This is a genomic window from Neobacillus niacini, from assembly GCF_048572935.1.
Taxonomy (GTDB): domain Bacteria; phylum Bacillota; class Bacilli; order Bacillales; family Cytobacillaceae; genus Neobacillus; species Neobacillus niacini.
Genome location: NZ_CP183883.1, coordinates 762501 through 779190, shown reverse-complemented (window position 1 = coordinate 779190; position 16690 = coordinate 762501). Strand labels below are relative to the sequence as shown.

11 protein-coding genes, 4 tRNA genes and 3 rRNA genes are annotated in these 16690 nt (G+C 43.3%); all 18 read left to right on the top strand.

The window, feature by feature from the left end:
- The first annotated feature begins 53 nt into the window (after positions 1-53).
- The 18 genes from ftsH (at position 54) to ACN6MT_RS03615 (ending at position 16666) form a co-directional block, all read left to right on the top strand.
- Positions 54-2003, top strand: a complete 1950-nt coding sequence (ftsH, locus tag ACN6MT_RS03700; RefSeq protein WP_063254871.1) for an ATP-dependent zinc metalloprotease FtsH — start codon at positions 54-56, stop codon at positions 2001-2003.
- Positions 2004-2296: 293 nt separating this feature from the next.
- Positions 2297-3082: a type III pantothenate kinase gene (locus ACN6MT_RS03695; RefSeq protein ID WP_082799648.1), complete on the top strand. Its 786-nt coding sequence runs from the start codon at positions 2297-2299 to the stop codon at positions 3080-3082.
- Between the two features lie 14 nt (positions 3083-3096).
- Positions 3097-3975, top strand: coding sequence for an Hsp33 family molecular chaperone HslO (gene hslO / locus ACN6MT_RS03690; protein WP_419954811.1), 879 nt, complete (start codon positions 3097-3099; stop codon positions 3973-3975).
- A 19-nt stretch (positions 3976-3994) separates the two neighbouring features.
- Entirely contained in the window at positions 3995-4891 is an 897-nt protein-coding gene (locus ACN6MT_RS03685) for a peptidyl-prolyl cis-trans isomerase (RefSeq protein ID WP_419954810.1), read from the top strand.
- A 165-nt stretch (positions 4892-5056) separates the two neighbouring features.
- Positions 5057-5983 carry a cysteine synthase A gene (cysK, locus tag ACN6MT_RS03680; RefSeq protein ID WP_063254868.1) on the top strand — a complete coding sequence of 309 codons (927 nt, stop codon included), beginning with the start codon at positions 5057-5059 and terminating at the stop codon, positions 5981-5983.
- A 114-nt stretch (positions 5984-6097) separates the two neighbouring features.
- The gene (gene folP / locus ACN6MT_RS03675) at positions 6098-6934 is read left to right on the top strand and encodes a dihydropteroate synthase (protein ID WP_419954809.1); all 837 of its coding nucleotides are present in this window, start codon (positions 6098-6100) and stop codon (positions 6932-6934) included.
- Positions 6927-7286, top strand: a complete 360-nt coding sequence (gene folB, locus ACN6MT_RS03670) for a dihydroneopterin aldolase (protein WP_419954808.1) — start codon at positions 6927-6929, stop codon at positions 7284-7286. Before folP ends, folB begins: the two co-directional genes overlap by 8 nt.
- A 2-nt stretch (positions 7287-7288) precedes the next feature.
- Positions 7289-7816: a 2-amino-4-hydroxy-6-hydroxymethyldihydropteridine diphosphokinase gene (folK, locus tag ACN6MT_RS03665; RefSeq protein ID WP_419954807.1), complete on the top strand. Its 528-nt coding sequence runs from the start codon at positions 7289-7291 to the stop codon at positions 7814-7816.
- Positions 7768-7974, top strand: coding sequence for a helix-turn-helix domain-containing protein (locus ACN6MT_RS03660; RefSeq protein ID WP_063254864.1), 207 nt, complete (start codon positions 7768-7770; stop codon positions 7972-7974). Before folK ends, ACN6MT_RS03660 begins: the two co-directional genes overlap by 49 nt.
- A 15-nt stretch (positions 7975-7989) precedes the next feature.
- The gene (gene dusB, locus ACN6MT_RS03655) at positions 7990-8988 is read left to right on the top strand and encodes a tRNA dihydrouridine synthase DusB (protein WP_419954806.1); all 999 of its coding nucleotides are present in this window, start codon (positions 7990-7992) and stop codon (positions 8986-8988) included.
- Positions 8989-9195: 207 nt separating this feature from the next.
- Positions 9196-10680 (top strand): lysine--tRNA ligase, encoded by a 1485-nt coding sequence (gene lysS / locus ACN6MT_RS03650; protein WP_419954805.1) that lies wholly within the window; start codon positions 9196-9198, stop codon positions 10678-10680.
- Between the two features lie 634 nt (positions 10681-11314).
- Positions 11315-12864, top strand: a 16S ribosomal RNA gene (locus ACN6MT_RS03645).
- Positions 12865-13059: 195 nt separating this feature from the next.
- Positions 13060-15996: ribosomal RNA gene (locus tag ACN6MT_RS03640) — 23S ribosomal RNA — on the top strand.
- A gap of 75 nt (positions 15997-16071) precedes the next feature.
- Positions 16072-16187: ribosomal RNA gene (gene rrf, locus ACN6MT_RS03635) — 5S ribosomal RNA — on the top strand.
- The 16S, 23S and 5S rRNA genes sit together here with 4 tRNA genes alongside, the layout of an rRNA operon.
- Positions 16188-16197: 10 nt before the next feature.
- Positions 16198-16273 (top strand) — tRNA-Val (locus ACN6MT_RS03630).
- Between the two features lie 38 nt (positions 16274-16311).
- Positions 16312-16387 (top strand) — tRNA-Thr (locus ACN6MT_RS03625).
- A gap of 76 nt (positions 16388-16463) precedes the next feature.
- Positions 16464-16539: transfer RNA gene (locus tag ACN6MT_RS03620), tRNA-Lys, on the top strand.
- Between the two features lie 42 nt (positions 16540-16581).
- Positions 16582-16666 (top strand) — tRNA-Leu (locus tag ACN6MT_RS03615).
- Positions 16667-16690: the final 24 nt, after the last annotated feature.

Here is a 16690-nt window from a genome sequence, read left to right as displayed (position 1 = left end):
TGATTTTCTATGATACTATCTAAAAAAGTTTTTATCGCGGGAGGAGGTAAGAGATGAATCGGATTTTCCGTAATACCATCTTTTATTTATTGATATTTTTAGTCATTATTGGCGTGGTAAGCTTCTTTAATGGCAGCAACGAACCTACGGATAACATTTCCTATAATGAGTTTGTTGACCATTTAGAAGCGAATGAAGTGGATTCATTTTCTATGCAGCCTGAACGTGGTGTCTTTGAAGTTCGGGGGCAGTTTGAAAAAGGGGTAAAAGACGGTAAGAACTTTTTAACATACGTTCCTAATAGTGAAAAAATCTTGGAGCGTATTGATGCAGCAGGTTCTAAGGTAGAAGTAATGCCTGCTAAGGAAACAAGCGGATGGGTAACATTCTTTACTTCCATCATTCCATTTGTCATCATCTTTATCCTATTCTTCTTCTTATTAAACCAAGCTCAAGGCGGCGGCAGCCGTGTAATGAACTTTGGTAAGAGTAAAGCAAAACTTTATAACGATGACAAGAAGAAGGCTCGATTTAAGGATGTAGCAGGTGCAGATGAAGAGAAACAAGAATTAGTCGAAGTGGTTGAATTCCTAAAAGATCCAAGAAAGTTTGCTGAACTTGGTGCACGTATTCCTAAAGGGGTCCTGCTTGTAGGTCCTCCAGGAACAGGTAAAACATTACTTGCACGTGCAGTAGCAGGTGAAGCAGGTGTTCCTTTCTTCTCTATTAGTGGATCTGACTTCGTTGAAATGTTTGTCGGGGTCGGTGCCTCCCGTGTACGTGATTTATTTGAAAATGCAAAGAAAAATGCTCCTTGTATCATTTTTATCGATGAAATTGATGCAGTTGGTCGTCAACGTGGTGCAGGTTTAGGCGGCGGTCACGATGAACGTGAGCAAACATTGAATCAATTGCTAGTTGAAATGGATGGATTCGGCGCTAATGAAGGAATTATCATTATTGCTGCAACAAACCGTCCTGATATATTAGACCCTGCATTATTACGTCCTGGACGTTTTGACCGTCAAATTACTGTAGACCGCCCAGATGTAAATGGTCGTGAAGCAGTTCTAAAAGTGCATGCAAAGAACAAACCTTTAGATGAATCTGTTAACTTAAAAAATATTGCCATGAGAACACCTGGTTTTTCTGGTGCAGACTTAGAAAACTTATTGAATGAAGCGGCCTTAGTGGCAGCGCGTCAGAATAAGAAAAAGGTCGACATGGAAGATATTGATGAAGCAACAGACAGGGTTATTGCAGGGCCAGCGAAGAAGACACGTGTTATTTCTGCTAAAGAACGCCGCATTGTTGCTTTCCATGAAGGTGGGCATACAGTAATCGGGTTAATCTTAAATGAGGCAGATATGGTTCATAAGGTTACGATTGTTCCTCGTGGTCAAGCGGGCGGTTACGCAGTTATGCTTCCAAGGGAAGACCGTTACTTTATGACAAAACCTGAATTACTGGATAAAATCGTTGGTTTATTGGGCGGACGTGTTGCCGAAGAGATTGTTTTCGGTGAAGTAAGTACAGGTGCTCATAACGACTTCCAACGTGCAACAGGGATTGCCCGCAGAATGGTCACTGAGTTTGGTATGAGTGATAAACTTGGAGTTGGTCAATTTGGTCAGGCTTCAGGCGGTCAGGTATTCTTAGGCCGTGACATTCACAATGAACAAAACTATTCAGATGCAATTGCCTTTGAAATTGACCTTGAAATTCAACGCATTCTCAAAGAATGTTATGAAAGAGCTAAAACCATTCTCACTGAGAATCGTGATAAACTTGATCTGATTGCGAAGACACTTCTTGAAGTTGAAACGCTAAATGCAGAACAAATTGAATACTTAATTCAAAATGGCCGTATGCCGGAATCTGCTGCAGAGCTTGAAGGATTTAAACCAGTGGAAACAAAGAAAATTGATGATGTAAAAGTAAATATCAGCACGAAGAAGGATGAAGAACCACCTAGTCAGCCTTCTGAAACTGAGGATAAGTAGATATCTTAAAAAGAGTGCTATATAAAAGCACTCTTTTTTTCACGATAAAAAGTAATTATGATATGATGTTTGCAGTGTACCATTATTGAAATGCGTAGGGCGCCTTCGGAACAAGCAAAAAGCGGCTTGTTCCTGCGAGGGTTATTCTAGGGAGTTTTCCTTAGGCCTATCGGCGACAGGCATAAGTTAATCCGGCATGAAGGTTGGTTTTTACCTTCTTGACGGATTGCTTATGACCCGAGCCGATGGCGCCCGAAGCTAGACAAGAAAAATCAGAAAAGTGAGTGATTCTTTTGATTTTCGTATTTGATGTAGGGAATACCAATACAGTTTTAGGTGTATATAAAGGAGAAGAACTTAAATATCACTGGCGTGTCGAAACGAACAGGAACCGAACAGAAGATGAATTTGGAATGGTTATTAAAAACCTTTTTGATGCTTCAGGCCTCTCGTTTTCGCAAATTGATGGAATTATCATTTCATCCGTTGTACCACCAATCATGTTTGCTTTAGAAAGAATGTGTAAAAAATACTTCCACCTTACCCCGTTGGTAGTGGGGCCAGGAATAAAAACTGGGTTAAATATTAAGTATGAAAATCCTAGAGAAGTAGGCGCTGATCGAATCGTGAATGCAGTGGCAGCCATACATGAATATGGAAGCCCTTTGATTATTGTCGATTTTGGGACCGCAACCACATATTGCTATATCAATGAACAGCGGCAATATATGGGAGGTGCTATTGCACCAGGAATTGGTATTTCGACAGAGGCTTTATATTCAAAGGCTGCAAAGCTGCCAAGGATAGAAATAGCTCGTCCAGAAGGTGTAATTGGTAAAAATACAGTTGCGGCCATGCAGGCAGGAATTGTCTACGGGTATGTAGGGCAGGTCGAAGGAATCGTAAAAAGAATGATGGACCAAAGTGAACAAAAACCAACAGTCATCGCGACGGGCGGTTTATCCTCTTTAATCGCCCAAGAATCAAAAATCATTGATATTGTCGATCCATTTTTAACTTTAAAAGGATTACAGCTAATCTATAAAAGGAATATGGATACTATAAGAAATAGCAACTAGAAAGGAGCTACATAATGAGTGATTATTTAATAAAAGCATTGGCCTATGATGGCCAAATTAGAGCATATGCTGTCCGTTCTACGGAAATCGTTTCAGAAGCACAGCGCCGGCACCAAACATGGCGCACTGCCTCAGCAGCATTAGGGCGTTCCCTGACCGCTGGAGTTATGATGGGGGCAATGTTAAAGGGTGAAGACAAATTAACCATTAAAATTGACGGGGGCGGACCAATCGGCGTCATCTTAGTAGATAGCAATGCTAAGGGGGATGTTCGTGGCTATGTATCAAATCCCCAAGTTGACTTTGAAGCAAATGAGCATGGGAAATTAGATGTGCGCCGTGCGGTAGGAACTGAGGGTACTCTGTCTGTTGTTAAAGATACAGGTCTTCGTGACTTCTTCTCTGGTCTAGTACCAATCGTTTCTGGTGAATTAGGTGAAGACTTCACCTATTACTTTGCAACTTCAGAGCAGGTACCATCCTCCGTTGGAGTGGGTGTGCTTGTAAATCCTGATGATAGCATTCTTGCTGCAGGAGGATTTATTTTTCAACTAATGCCTGGAGTTAAAGATGAGACCATTACTATGGTAGAGGAACGATTAAAAACAATTGCACCTATCTCAACATTGGTAAAGCAAGGTCTAACACCAGAAGAAATTTTGGAAGAACTTTTTGGTAAGGATAAGGTCAATGTCTTGGAGACAATGCCTGTTCAATTTAAGTGTGTCTGCTCAAAGAATCGTTTCGCTGATGCGATAGTTGGTTTAGGAAGAGGCGAAATAGACGATATGATTACGGAAGACGGACAGGCTGAAGCACACTGTCATTTTTGTAATGAAAAGTATCTATTCACAAAAGAAGAGCTAGAGGAATTGAAGAGTCAGGCAAAATAAAGCGCGGGGGGAGGAGTAATTGAGGCGTAAGCAGCTATGGTATGTGATCGCAGCACTTATTCTGTTGAACTGTCTAACACTTATCTTTTTCCTTGCTAAAGTCAAAGAGATAAACGGGACAACCGTCAGCGAAGAGGTCGTTGCGACAGTGGGGAAAAGTGATATTACGAGGCAGCAATGGCTCAATGAATTAGAGGCAAGATACGGAAAAGATGTTCTGAAAGATATGATTGACCAAAAAGTGATAAAAGAAATGGCAGCTAAATATAACATTAAGGTTTCCGAAAAAGATGTGGAACGCGAATATAGAATCCTTCAAACTACATATAGCACGCCAAGTGAAAATAAAAAGACATCTGAGAAGAAATGGAAACAGCATATCCGAATCAGTCTCTTGCAGGAAGAAATTCTTACAAGAGACGTAAAGGTTTCTGAAAAAGAGATGATAGCCTATTTTGAGGAAAATAAAGAACTTTTTACAATTCCTGATGCTTTTCATGTATCACATATTATTGTCAAATCAAGTGATGAAGCGGAAAGGGCAATCAAGGAACTCGAGCAAGGTTCTAGTTTCTCGGCATTGGCTATGGAACGCTCAATTGAAGAGTTTTCTGCCAATGAAGGCGGGGATATAGGTTATCTAATCGAAGGGGAGGAACGCTACCCTTCTGAATATTTAACCGCGGTAAAGAAATTAAAAGAAGGTTCATGGAGTGATCCTATCCAAGTAGAACAGGGTTTTGCTATTGTTAAGCTCGAAGGAAAAATAAAGGGTAAAAAGTATTCTTATAAAGATGTTAAACAACAAATTCGTCGTGAAATTGCACTTGAACAAATGAAAAGTTCAGCATCTGCTCAAACCTTCTGGGAAGAAGTGAAGGTAGATTGGTTCTATGGAAATAAAGAAGCAAATTAAGTGAAGTACAGAAGTTTTTCTGTGCTTTTATTTTTATGTAGTCCAAGAGAAAATTGATTTTTTTGGCATTTATGAAGTCTTAAATGGTTGACAAAACTATCAGAAAACTGGTAAATTCATTATAATACCAATAAAAATACTCGGAATAAAGAAAGAGGTGCTCTAATGGTACGTGTAGCAAATTCAGTTGCAGAATTAGTTGGTCAGACTCCTATTGTTAAATTAAACAGATTAGTAGATGAAAACAGCGCAGAGGTTTTTTTAAAGCTTGAATATTTTAACCCTGGCAGTAGTGTAAAAGACCGTATTGCTTTAGCAATGATTGAAGCAGCAGAAGAGAAGGGTTTAATTAAGCCTGGAGTCGATACGATTATTGAGCCTACAAGTGGAAATACAGGTATCGGTTTAGCAATGGTTGCAGCAGCTAAAGGATACAAGGCGATCTTTGTTATGCCTGAAACAATGAGCTTAGAAAGAAGAAACTTACTTCGTGCATACGGAGCAGAATTAGTACTTACTCCAGGACCTGAAGGGATGAAGGGTGCTATTTCAAAGGCTAATGCACTTGCTGCTGAAAACGGATATTTCGTACCTCAGCAGTTCGAAAATGAAGCAAACCCTGAAGTACACCGTAGAACTACTGGTAAGGAAATCGTGGAGCAAATGGATCAACTTGACGCATTTGTTGCAGGTATCGGTACTGGCGGTACGATCACAGGTGCAGGTCAAGTTATTCGTGAGAAGTTCCCAAATGTAAAAATTTATGCGGTAGAGCCTACTGATTCGCCTGTATTATCTGGCGGTAAGCCAGGTCCGCACAAAATCCAAGGAATTGGAGCAGGATTTGTTCCTGCCGTTTTAAGTACAGATGTATATGATGAAGTGATTCAAGTTCAATCAGAAGAAGCATTCACAGCTTCACGCAGAGCAGCCAAAGAAGAAGGAATCCTAGGTGGTATCTCTTCTGGAGCAGCGATTCATGCCGCTTTAGAAGTTGCCAAGAAACTAGGAAAAGGTAAAAAGGTACTTGCTATTATTCCAGACAATGGCGAACGTTATTTAAGTACACCTCTTTACCAATATGAAGGCTAATAAAATCTCAAGAAAGAGGTTATAGCGTAAAGCTAAAGCCTCTTTTTTTTGCTATAAAAAACATTTTTCTAGTATGATGTAAGAAGTAAATCTAAAATGAGGGTGGCTTTAAGGATGCAGACAGCAGGATTGAAATGTGGACCATATACATTAGACTTCGATAAAAAAACCATCATTATGGGGATATTAAATGCAACTCCTGATTCCTTCTCAGATGGCGGTAAATACAACAATATAGAACAGGCCGTTGAGCGTGCCAAAGAAATGGTTAAAAATGGAGCGGATATAATTGATATAGGCGGTGAATCAACGCGTCCTGGTTATACCGTAATTTCTGATGAGGAAGAAATAGAACGTGTTGTCCCACTTATTGAAGCTATTTCTAAACAAGTGAGTGTTCCTATTTCTATTGATACTTATAAAGCCCAAGTTGCTCAAGCGGCAGTAGAGGCAGGTGCCCATATTATTAACGATATTTGGGGTGCGAAAGCTGACGGAAAAATGGCAGCTGTTGCTGCACAATACCAAGTTCCGATTATCCTTATGCATAATCGTCATGATCGAAATTATTCACATTTTATTAGAGATGTGCTAAATGACTTGTACGAAAGCATCAACATTGTAAAACAAGCTGGTGTAAAAGATGATCAGATTATCCTTGACCCTGGAATCGGTTTCGCAAAAGATTTCAAAGAGAACATTTTGATGATGCAGCACTTAGACACGTTGACGGCTCTAGGTTATCCCGTGCTTTTAGGCACCTCTAAAAAATCCATGATTGGACAAGCGCTAGATCTTCCGGTAAAGGAAAGAATGGAAGGGACCGGGGCAACGGTTTGTTATGGTATACAAAAGGGATGTCAAATCATTCGAATCCATGATGTTAAAGAAATGAGCAGAATGGCAAAAATGATGGATATTCTAATGGGGAAGGGTGGTTGCCTTGGATAAAATATTTGTAAACCAAATGGAATTCTACGGTTATCATGGCGTCTTCCCTGAGGAAACTAAACTTGGACAGCGATTTATTATAGATTTAATGGTATTAGTAGATTTAAAAAAGGCTGGAGAAACGGATGCACTTGAGTATTCAGTAAACTATGGTGAGTTATTTCAAGTGTGTAAGGAAATTGTTGAGGGAAAGCCATATAAGCTTGTTGAAGCTATCGCAGAAAAAATTGCACAAACCGTTTTGAAGCAATTTACTCTTGTTTCTGAGGTAACAATAAAGGTAATTAAACCAGATCCGCCAATCCCTGGTCACTATCGGTCCGTTGCAGTAGAAATTACAAGGAGTAGATAAAAATGGGAAATACAGCATTTATTGCCCTTGGATCTAATATCGGGGACAGGTATGATTATTTATCGAAAGCGGTTGAACGTCTAGTGAGCCATTCGAAAATTCAATTGGTAAATACCTCCTCCGTTTATGAAACGGACCCCGTCGGATATGAGGAACAAGATTTGTTTTTAAATATGGTGATGGAGATTCAGACTGACTTGAGCGCGTTCGAATTATTAGATTTTTGTCTAAAAGTCGAATTAGAACTTGGAAGAAAACGGGAAATTATGTGGGGGCCAAGAACAGTGGATCTTGACATCCTCCTCTATAATCAAGAAAATATAAAATCAGAGAAACTTATGATTCCGCACCCACGGATGCTAGAGCGGAATTTTGTTATGATTCCTTTGTCAGAGATAAATCCAAACATCACCATTCCAAATACAGAGAAACCACTTGAAGTATGGATAGAAGAATTAGCTAACAAAGAAGGAGTCCGAGTATGGAAGCGGAAAAATGGGGAAGACGTATTCGAGCCTATCGGAAACTAAAGGGCTACACACAGGAGAGCTTCTCGAGGGAGCTTGGTGTATCAGTATCAATTATTGGGGAGATTGAAAGAGGTAATCGCCTGCCTACAGGTGAGCTGTTAAAAAAGATCGGTCAAACCTTAAATATTACTATAGAAGAACTTTCACCTAATGAATAGGGAGGTAATAAAAGCATGTTAAAAATCGGCAACATTGAAATGAAAAATCAAGTTGTGTTAGCGCCGATGGCTGGTGTATGCAACTCTGCCTTCCGTTTAACAGTTAAGGAGTTCGGAGCTGGTTTGGTTTGTGCCGAGATGGTCAGCGATAAGGGAATTGTCATTAAGAACGAAAAGACAATGAATATGCTTTACATCGACGAGCGTGAAAAACCATTAAGTCTGCAAATTTTTGGTGGCGAAAAGGAAACACTCGTGGAAGCGGCAAAATTTGTAGATAGAAATACAAATGCAGATATTATAGATATTAATATGGGGTGCCCGGTTCCAAAAATCACAAAATGTGACGCTGGAGCGAAATGGCTGTTAGACCCAGATAAAATTTATGAGATGGTTTCTGCTGTTGTAGACGCAGTAGAAAAGCCGGTGACTGTTAAAATGCGTATGGGGTGGGATGACGAGCATATCTTTGCTGTCAAAAATGCACAAGCAGTAGAAAGAGCCGGCGGTAAAGCAATTGCACTTCATGGACGTACGCGTGTTCAGATGTATGAAGGAAAAGCAAACTGGGATATAATAAGAGAAGTAAAGCAGTCTATAAATATTCCGTTAATCGGTAATGGTGATGTCCAAACTCCACAGGACGCGAAAAGAATGCTGGATGAAACAGGTGTAGATGGTGTAATGATCGGAAGAGCAGCCCTGGGAAACCCATGGATGATTTACCGTACTGTGCAGTACCTTGAGACAGGAAAATTGATGGAAGAACCAACAGTCCGTGAAAAAATGGATGTTTGTATCCTGCACCTTGACCGTTTAATTGCCCTTAAGGATGAATATATTGCTGTCCGTGAAATGCGTAAGCATGCGGCATGGTACTTAAAAGGTGTAAGAGGAAATGCACGAGTGAGAATTGCTGTTAATGAGTGTAATACTCGTGACGAATTAGTAGGATTGTTAAATGGTTTAGCTGCAGAAGCAGAAGAGAATGAAAGCCAGGTAATCGTAGGATAAATTTGACTTTAACAATAAGCTTTTCTATAATGTTTTTGTTTAAGGAGCACTGCCAGTAAAATAACTGGCAGTTTTCTTTTATATTAATCTTTTTTGATGTCTGAATTGTTTAGATTGTGTAGAATAATAAAGTATGCATAAAAAGTGAACTATTTACGGGATTGAATCTTAGTTTACATAAAAAGAAGTAATGGGAGTTGATAAAGTATGAGTCAAGAAGAATTAAATGACCAGCTGAGGGTCAGACGAGAAAAGATGAATACGATGCGTGACAATGGACTGGATCCGTTTGGTAAACGCTTTGAACGTACTCATAATATTAGTGAGCTAGTAGAACAATATGGAGAGTTAGAGAAGGAAGAGCTTGAGACAAAGAATGTGGAAGTAACTCTTGCAGGCCGGATGATGACTAAGCGCGGAAAAGGTAAAGCGGGGTTTGCTAATATCCAAGACCTTACTGGACAAATTCAAGTATATGTTAGAGTGGACGCGATTGGCGCAGAAGCTTATGAAGTATTTGATTCATCCGATTTAGGAGATATCATCGGTGTTACAGGAACCTTATTTAAAACAAAGGTTGGAGAATTATCCGTTAAGGTTCAAAATTATACATTTTTAACAAAGGCGCTTCGACCTTTACCAGATAAGTTCCATGGACTTAAAGATGTAGAGCAGCGTTACCGTCAGCGTTACCTAGACTTAATTGTCAGCCAAGAAAGCAGAGAGACCTTTATTACACGAAGTAAAATCATCCAAGCTATGCGCCGTTACCTTGATGACAATGGCTATTTAGAGGTTGAAACACCGATGATGCACTCGATTGCCGGAGGTGCTTCTGCAAGACCGTTTATTACCCACCATAATGCACTTGATATGGAACTTTACATGCGTATCGCTATTGAACTCCACTTAAAACGTTTAATTGTAGGCGGACTTGAGAAGGTTTATGAAATTGGCCGAGTATTCCGTAATGAAGGGGTTTCTACACGACACAATCCAGAATTTACGATGATTGAGCTGTACGAGGCATATGCAGATTATCAAGATATTATGAGTCTGACTGAAAATCTAATTGCACACATTGCTCAAGAAGTATTAGGTTCCACTACTGTCCAATACGGAGAATATGAAGTCAACCTAAAGCCAGAGTGGAAAAGACTGCACATGGTAGACGCTATAAAAGAATATACTGGAGTAGACTTCTGGAAACAAATGAGTGTAGAAGAGGCCCGTGCGCTTGCGAAGGATCATGGCGTAGAAATTACCGAACATATGCTATATGGCCATATTGTTAATGAATTCTTCGAGCAAAAGGTTGAAGAAAAGTTAATACAGCCAACTTTTATTTATGGACATCCAGTTGAGATTTCTCCACTTGCTAAGAAAAACGAAGAAGACCCAAGATTTACTGATCGGTTCGAATTATTTATTGTTGCACGGGAACATGCGAATGCATTTACTGAATTAAATGACCCGATTGACCAAAGAGAACGTTTTGAAGCCCAATTAAAAGAACGTGAACAGGGTAATGATGAAGCTCATGAAATGGATGAAGACTTTGTAGAGGCATTAGAGTATGGTATGCCTCCTACAGGTGGATTAGGAATCGGTATTGATCGTCTTGTTATGCTGTTAACTAACTCTCCATCGATTCGCGATGTATTATTATTCCCATTAATGCGTCATCGTTAAGCTAAAGAGGCAGAAGCACCAGGTTACTGGTGCTTTATTTTTTTGGGTAAGTTAAATAAGGCAGTTGATTTACGCTCTAGTAATCAGCGAAAGTAAAACAAGCGGAGACTTTCCGGTTAGAGGCAGAATGGAGACTGTTTTAGGGATAATAAGGGGAGGTTTTCCGGTTAAGCAAAGCAAAAACCTCCATTTTAACGTATTTCGGGTAAATAGACGGAATCTCTCCGTTTATTTAGGCTATTTTTATTAGTAATTACTAAATAAGCGAGATTTTTCCGTTTATTTAGATTCAAAAATTAATAAATTCAACAAAGACTTTTAACGCAGTCATTTTTTAAAAAAGTAATTTGAAAATTATTATTTTAGTATATTAGATAAATATGTTTGAAAAGCTATTGCACTGATTCGTTAATGGTGGTATATTAATATCTGTTGTTGCGAGACAACGATGTTTTAAAAAAACTTCTTCAAAAAGTTATTGACATTAAGAAAATAACTTGGTAAGATGATAAAGTCGCTTTTGAGCGATATGAAAAATTGTTCTTTGAAAACTAAACAAACAAGAACGTCAACAAACAATTTTTTAGCTTTTTAAAAAAGCTAAGCCAACGTAACAAAATGAGCTATATCAACTTTCTTGGAGAGTTTGATCCTGGCTCAGGACGAACGCTGGCGGCGTGCCTAATACATGCAAGTCGAGCGAATCTTGAGGTGCTTGCACCTCTTGGTTAGCGGCGGACGGGTGAGTAACACGTGGGCAACCTGCCTGTAAGACTGGGATAACTTCGGGAAACCGGAGCTAATACCGGATAATACTTTTCCTCTCATGAGGGAAAGTTGAAAGTCGGTTTCGGCTGACACTTACAGATGGGCCCGCGGCGCATTAGCTAGTTGGTGAGGTAACGGCTCACCAAGGCGACGATGCGTAGCCGACCTGAGAGGGTGATCGGCCACACTGGGACTGAGACACGGCCCAGACTCCTACGGGAGGCAGCAGTAGGGAATCTTCCGCAATGGACGAAAGTCTGACGGAGCAACGCCGCGTGAGCGATGAAGGCCTTCGGGTCGTAAAGCTCTGTTGTTAGGGAAGAACAAGTACCGGAGTAACTGCCGGTACCTTGACGGTACCTAACCAGAAAGCCACGGCTAACTACGTGCCAGCAGCCGCGGTAATACGTAGGTGGCAAGCGTTGTCCGGAATTATTGGGCGTAAAGCGCGCGCAGGCGGTCCTTTAAGTCTGATGTGAAAGCCCACGGCTCAACCGTGGAGGGTCATTGGAAACTGGGGGACTTGAGTACAGAAGAGGAAAGCGGAATTCCACGTGTAGCGGTGAAATGCGTAGAGATGTGGAGGAACACCAGTGGCGAAGGCGGCTTTCTGGTCTGTAACTGACGCTGAGGCGCGAAAGCGTGGGGAGCAAACAGGATTAGATACCCTGGTAGTCCACGCCGTAAACGATGAGTGCTAAGTGTTAGAGGGTTTCCGCCCTTTAGTGCTGCAGCTAACGCATTAAGCACTCCGCCTGGGGAGTACGGCCGCAAGGCTGAAACTCAAAGGAATTGACGGGGGCCCGCACAAGCGGTGGAGCATGTGGTTTAATTCGAAGCAACGCGAAGAACCTTACCAGGTCTTGACATCCTCTGACACTCCTAGAGATAGGACTTTCCCCTTCGGGGGACAGAGTGACAGGTGGTGCATGGTTGTCGTCAGCTCGTGTCGTGAGATGTTGGGTTAAGTCCCGCAACGAGCGCAACCCTTGATCTTAGTTGCCAGCATTTAGTTGGGCACTCTAAGGTGACTGCCGGTGACAAACCGGAGGAAGGTGGGGATGACGTCAAATCATCATGCCCCTTATGACCTGGGCTACACACGTGCTACAATGGATGGTACAAAGGGCTGCAAGACCGCGAGGTTTAGCCAATCCCATAAAACCATTCTCAGTTCGGATTGCAGGCTGCAACTCGCCTGCATGAAGCCGGAATCGCTAGTAATCGCGGATCAGCATGCCGCGGTGAATACGTTCCCGGGCCTTGTACACACCGCCCGTCACACCACGAGAGTTTGTAACACCCGAAGTCGGTGGGGTAACCGTAAGGAGCCAGCCGCCTAAGGTGGGACAGATGATTGGGGTGAAGTCGTAACAAGGTAGCCGTATCGGAAGGTGCGGCTGGATCACCTCCTTTCTAAGGATAATGCAGTCCTTGTGGACTGATAAAACGTTGACTGTTACTTGTTTGTTTAGTTTTGAGGGAGCAATTCTCTCAAAGCTTTTTTTAATCGTTCTTTGAAAACTAGATAATCGTAAGAAGAAGTCAAAGTAAAACCGAGAATCGCCATTTTAGTTTTTCTCTCTTATTTAGTAAGAGTATAACCATTTAGGTTAAGTTAGAAAGGGCGCACGGTGGATGCCTTGGCACTAGGAGCCGATGAAGGACGGGACTAACACCGATATGCTTCGGGGAGCTGTAAGTAAGCTTTGATCCGGAGATTTCCGAATGGGGGAACCCACTGCTCGTAATGGAGTAGTATCTTTACCTGAATACATAGGGTATTGAAGGCAGACCCGGGGAACTGAAACATCTAAGTACCCGGAGGAAGAGAAAGCAAACGCGATTCCCTGAGTAGCGGCGAGCGAAACGGGACATAGCCCAAACCAAGAGGCTTGCCTCTTGGGGTTGTAGGACACTCAACATGGAGTTACAAAGGAACGGGGTAGATGAAGCGATCTGGAAAGGTCCGTCATAGAAGGTAAAAACCCTGTAGTTGAAACTTCGTTCCCTCCTGAGTGGATCCTGAGTACGGCCGGACACGTGAAATCCGGTCGGAAGCTGGGAGGACCATCTCCCAAGGCTAAATACTCCCTAGTGACCGATAGTGAACCAGTACCGTGAGGGAAAGGTGAAAAGCACCCCGGAAGGGGAGTGAAAGAGATCCTGAAACCGTGTGCCTACAAGTAGTTAGAGCCCGTTAATGGGTGATAGCGTGCCTTTTGTAGAATGAACCGGCGAGTTACGATCCCATGCAAGGTTAAGTTGAAGAGACGGAGCCGCAGCGAAAGCGAGTCTGAATAGGGCGTATGAGTATGTGGTCGTAGACCCGAAACCAGGTGATCTACCCATGTCCAGGGTGAAGTCCAGGTAACACTGGATGGAGGCCCGAACCCACGCACGTTGAAAAGTGCGGGGATGAGGTGTGGGTAGCGGAGAAATTCCAATCGAACTTGGAGATAGCTGGTTCTCTCCGAAATAGCTTTAGGGCTAGCCTCACGTTGTAAGAGTCTTGGAGGTAGAGCACTGTTTGGACTAGGGGCCCTCATCGGGTTACCGAATTCAGACAAACTCCGAATGCCAAAGACTTATCCGTGGGAGTCAGACTGCGAGTGATAAGATCCGTAGTCAAAAGGGAAACAGCCCAGACCACCAGCTAAGGTCCCAAAGTTTACGTTAAGTGGAAAAGGATGTGGAGTTGCTTAGACAACCAGGATGTTGGCTTAGAAGCAGCCACCATTTAAAGAGTGCGTAATAGCTCACTGGTCGAGTGACTCTGCGCCGAAAATGTACCGGGGCTAAACGTAACACCGAAGCTGTGGATTGACACCATATGGTGTCAGTGGTAGGAGAGCGTTCTAAGGGCGTTGAAGCTAGACCGTAAGGACTGGTGGAGCGCTTAGAAGTGAGAATGCCGGTATGAGTAGCGAAAGATGGGTGAGAATCCCATCCACCGTATGCCTAAGGTTTCCTGAGGAAGGCTCGTCCTCTCAGGGTTAGTCGGGACCTAAGCCGAGGCCGAAAGGCGTAGGCGATGGACAACAGGTTGATATTCCTGTACCACCTCTTTATCGTTTGAGTGATGGGGGGACGCAGGAGGATAGGGTAAGCGCACTGTTGGATATGTGCGTGTAAGCAGTTAGGCTGGTAAGTAGGAAAATCCGCTTACCATTAAGGCTGAGCTGTGATGCCGAGGGAAATATAGTACCGAAGTTCCTGATTCCACACTGCCAAGAAAAGCCTCTAGCGAGATAAAAGGTGCCCGTACCGCAAACCGACACAGGTAGGCGAGGAGAGAATCCTAAGGTGAGCGAGAGAACTCTCGTTAAGGAACTCGGCAAAATGACCCCGTAACTTCGGGAGAAGGGGTGCTTTTTGAGGTGAATAGCCTCGAAGAGCCGCAGTGAATAGGCCCAGGCGACTGTTTAGCAAAAACACAGGTCTCTGCGAAGCCGCAAGGCGAAGTATAGGGGCTGACGCCTGCCCGGTGCTGGAAGGTTAAGAGGAGGGGTTAGCGCAAGCGAAGCTCTGAATCGAAGCCCCAGTAAACGGCGGCCGTAACTATAACGGTCCTAAGGTAGCGAAATTCCTTGTCGGGTAAGTTCCGACCCGCACGAAAGGCGTAACGATCTGGGCACTGTCTCAACGAGAGACTCGGTGAAATTATAGTACCTGTGAAGATGCAGGTTACCCGCGACAGGACGGAAAGACCCCGTGGAGCTTTACTGTAGCCTGATATTGAATTTTGGTACAGCTTGTACAGGATAGGTAGGAGCCTGAGAAACCGGAGCGCCAGCTTCGGTGGAGGCGTCGGTGGGATACTACCCTGGCTGTATTGAAATTCTAACCCGCACCCCTTATCGGGGTGGGAGACAGTGTCAGGTGGGCAGTTTGACTGGGGCGGTCGCCTCCTAAAGAGTAACGGAGGCGCCCAAAGGTTCCCTCAGAATGGTTGGAAATCATTCGCAGAGTGTAAAGGCACAAGGGAGCTTGACTGCGAGACCTACAAGTCGAGCAGGGACGAAAGTCGGGCTTAGTGATCCGGTGGTTCCGCATGGAAGGGCCATCGCTCAACGGATAAAAGCTACCCCGGGGATAACAGGCTTATCTCCCCCAAGAGTCCACATCGACGGGGAGGTTTGGCACCTCGATGTCGGCTCATCGCATCCTGGGGCTGTAGTCGGTCCCAAGGGTTGGGCTGTTCGCCCATTAAAGCGGTACGCGAGCTGGGTTCAGAACGTCGTGAGACAGTTCGGTCCCTATCCGTCGTGGGCGCAGGAAATTTGAGAGGAGCTGTCCTTAGTACGAGAGGACCGGGATGGACGCACCGCTGGTGTACCAGTTGTCTTGCCAAAGGCATCGCTGGGTAGCTATGTGCGGACGGGATAAGTGCTGAAAGCATCTAAGCATGAAGCCCCCCTCAAGATGAGATTTCCCATAGCGTCAAGCTAGTAAGAACCCTGAAAGATGATCAGGTTGATAGGTCAGAGGTGGAAGCGCGGTAACGTGTGGAGCTGACTGATACTAATCGTTCGAGGACTTAACCAATTTTAAGGTGAACTCGTTTTTACAAAGTACTTCTTCTGATTATCTAGTTTTGAGGGAATGATACCTCAAAAACAGTCTGGTAATAATGGCGAGAAGGTCACACCCGTTCCCATACCGAACACGGAAGTTAAGCTTCTCAGCGCCGATGGTAGTTGGGACTTTGTCCCTGTGAGAGTAGGACGTTGCCAGGCTGTATTATATGGAGGATTAGCTCAGCTGGGAGAGCATCTGCCTTACAAGCAGAGGGTCGGCGGTTCGATCCCGTCATCCTCCACCATAATTTTCTTCTATAAAGAGAAACTATTATTAATATGTGCCGGGGTAGCTCAATTGGTAGAGCAACTGACTTGTAATCAGTAGGTTGGGGGTTCAAGTCCTCTCGCCGGCACCATACTTCTTGCAACGTTGATTTTATATCAGCGGAGACATGCGCAGAATTAACGAGTTTAGAGAAATATTCTTTATTCGAGCCATTAGCTCAGTTGGTAGAGCATCTGACTTTTAATCAGAGGGTCGAAGGTTCGAGTCCTTCATGGCTCACCAAAGTTTTTTCACGATAGTGAAAATAACTTTCCATTTGAATATGCGGGTGTGGCGGAATTGGCAGACGCACCAGACTTAGGATCTGGCGCCGCAAGGCGTGGGGGTTCGACTCCCTTCACCCGCACCAATTTATTTTTGTTAGTAAATAATC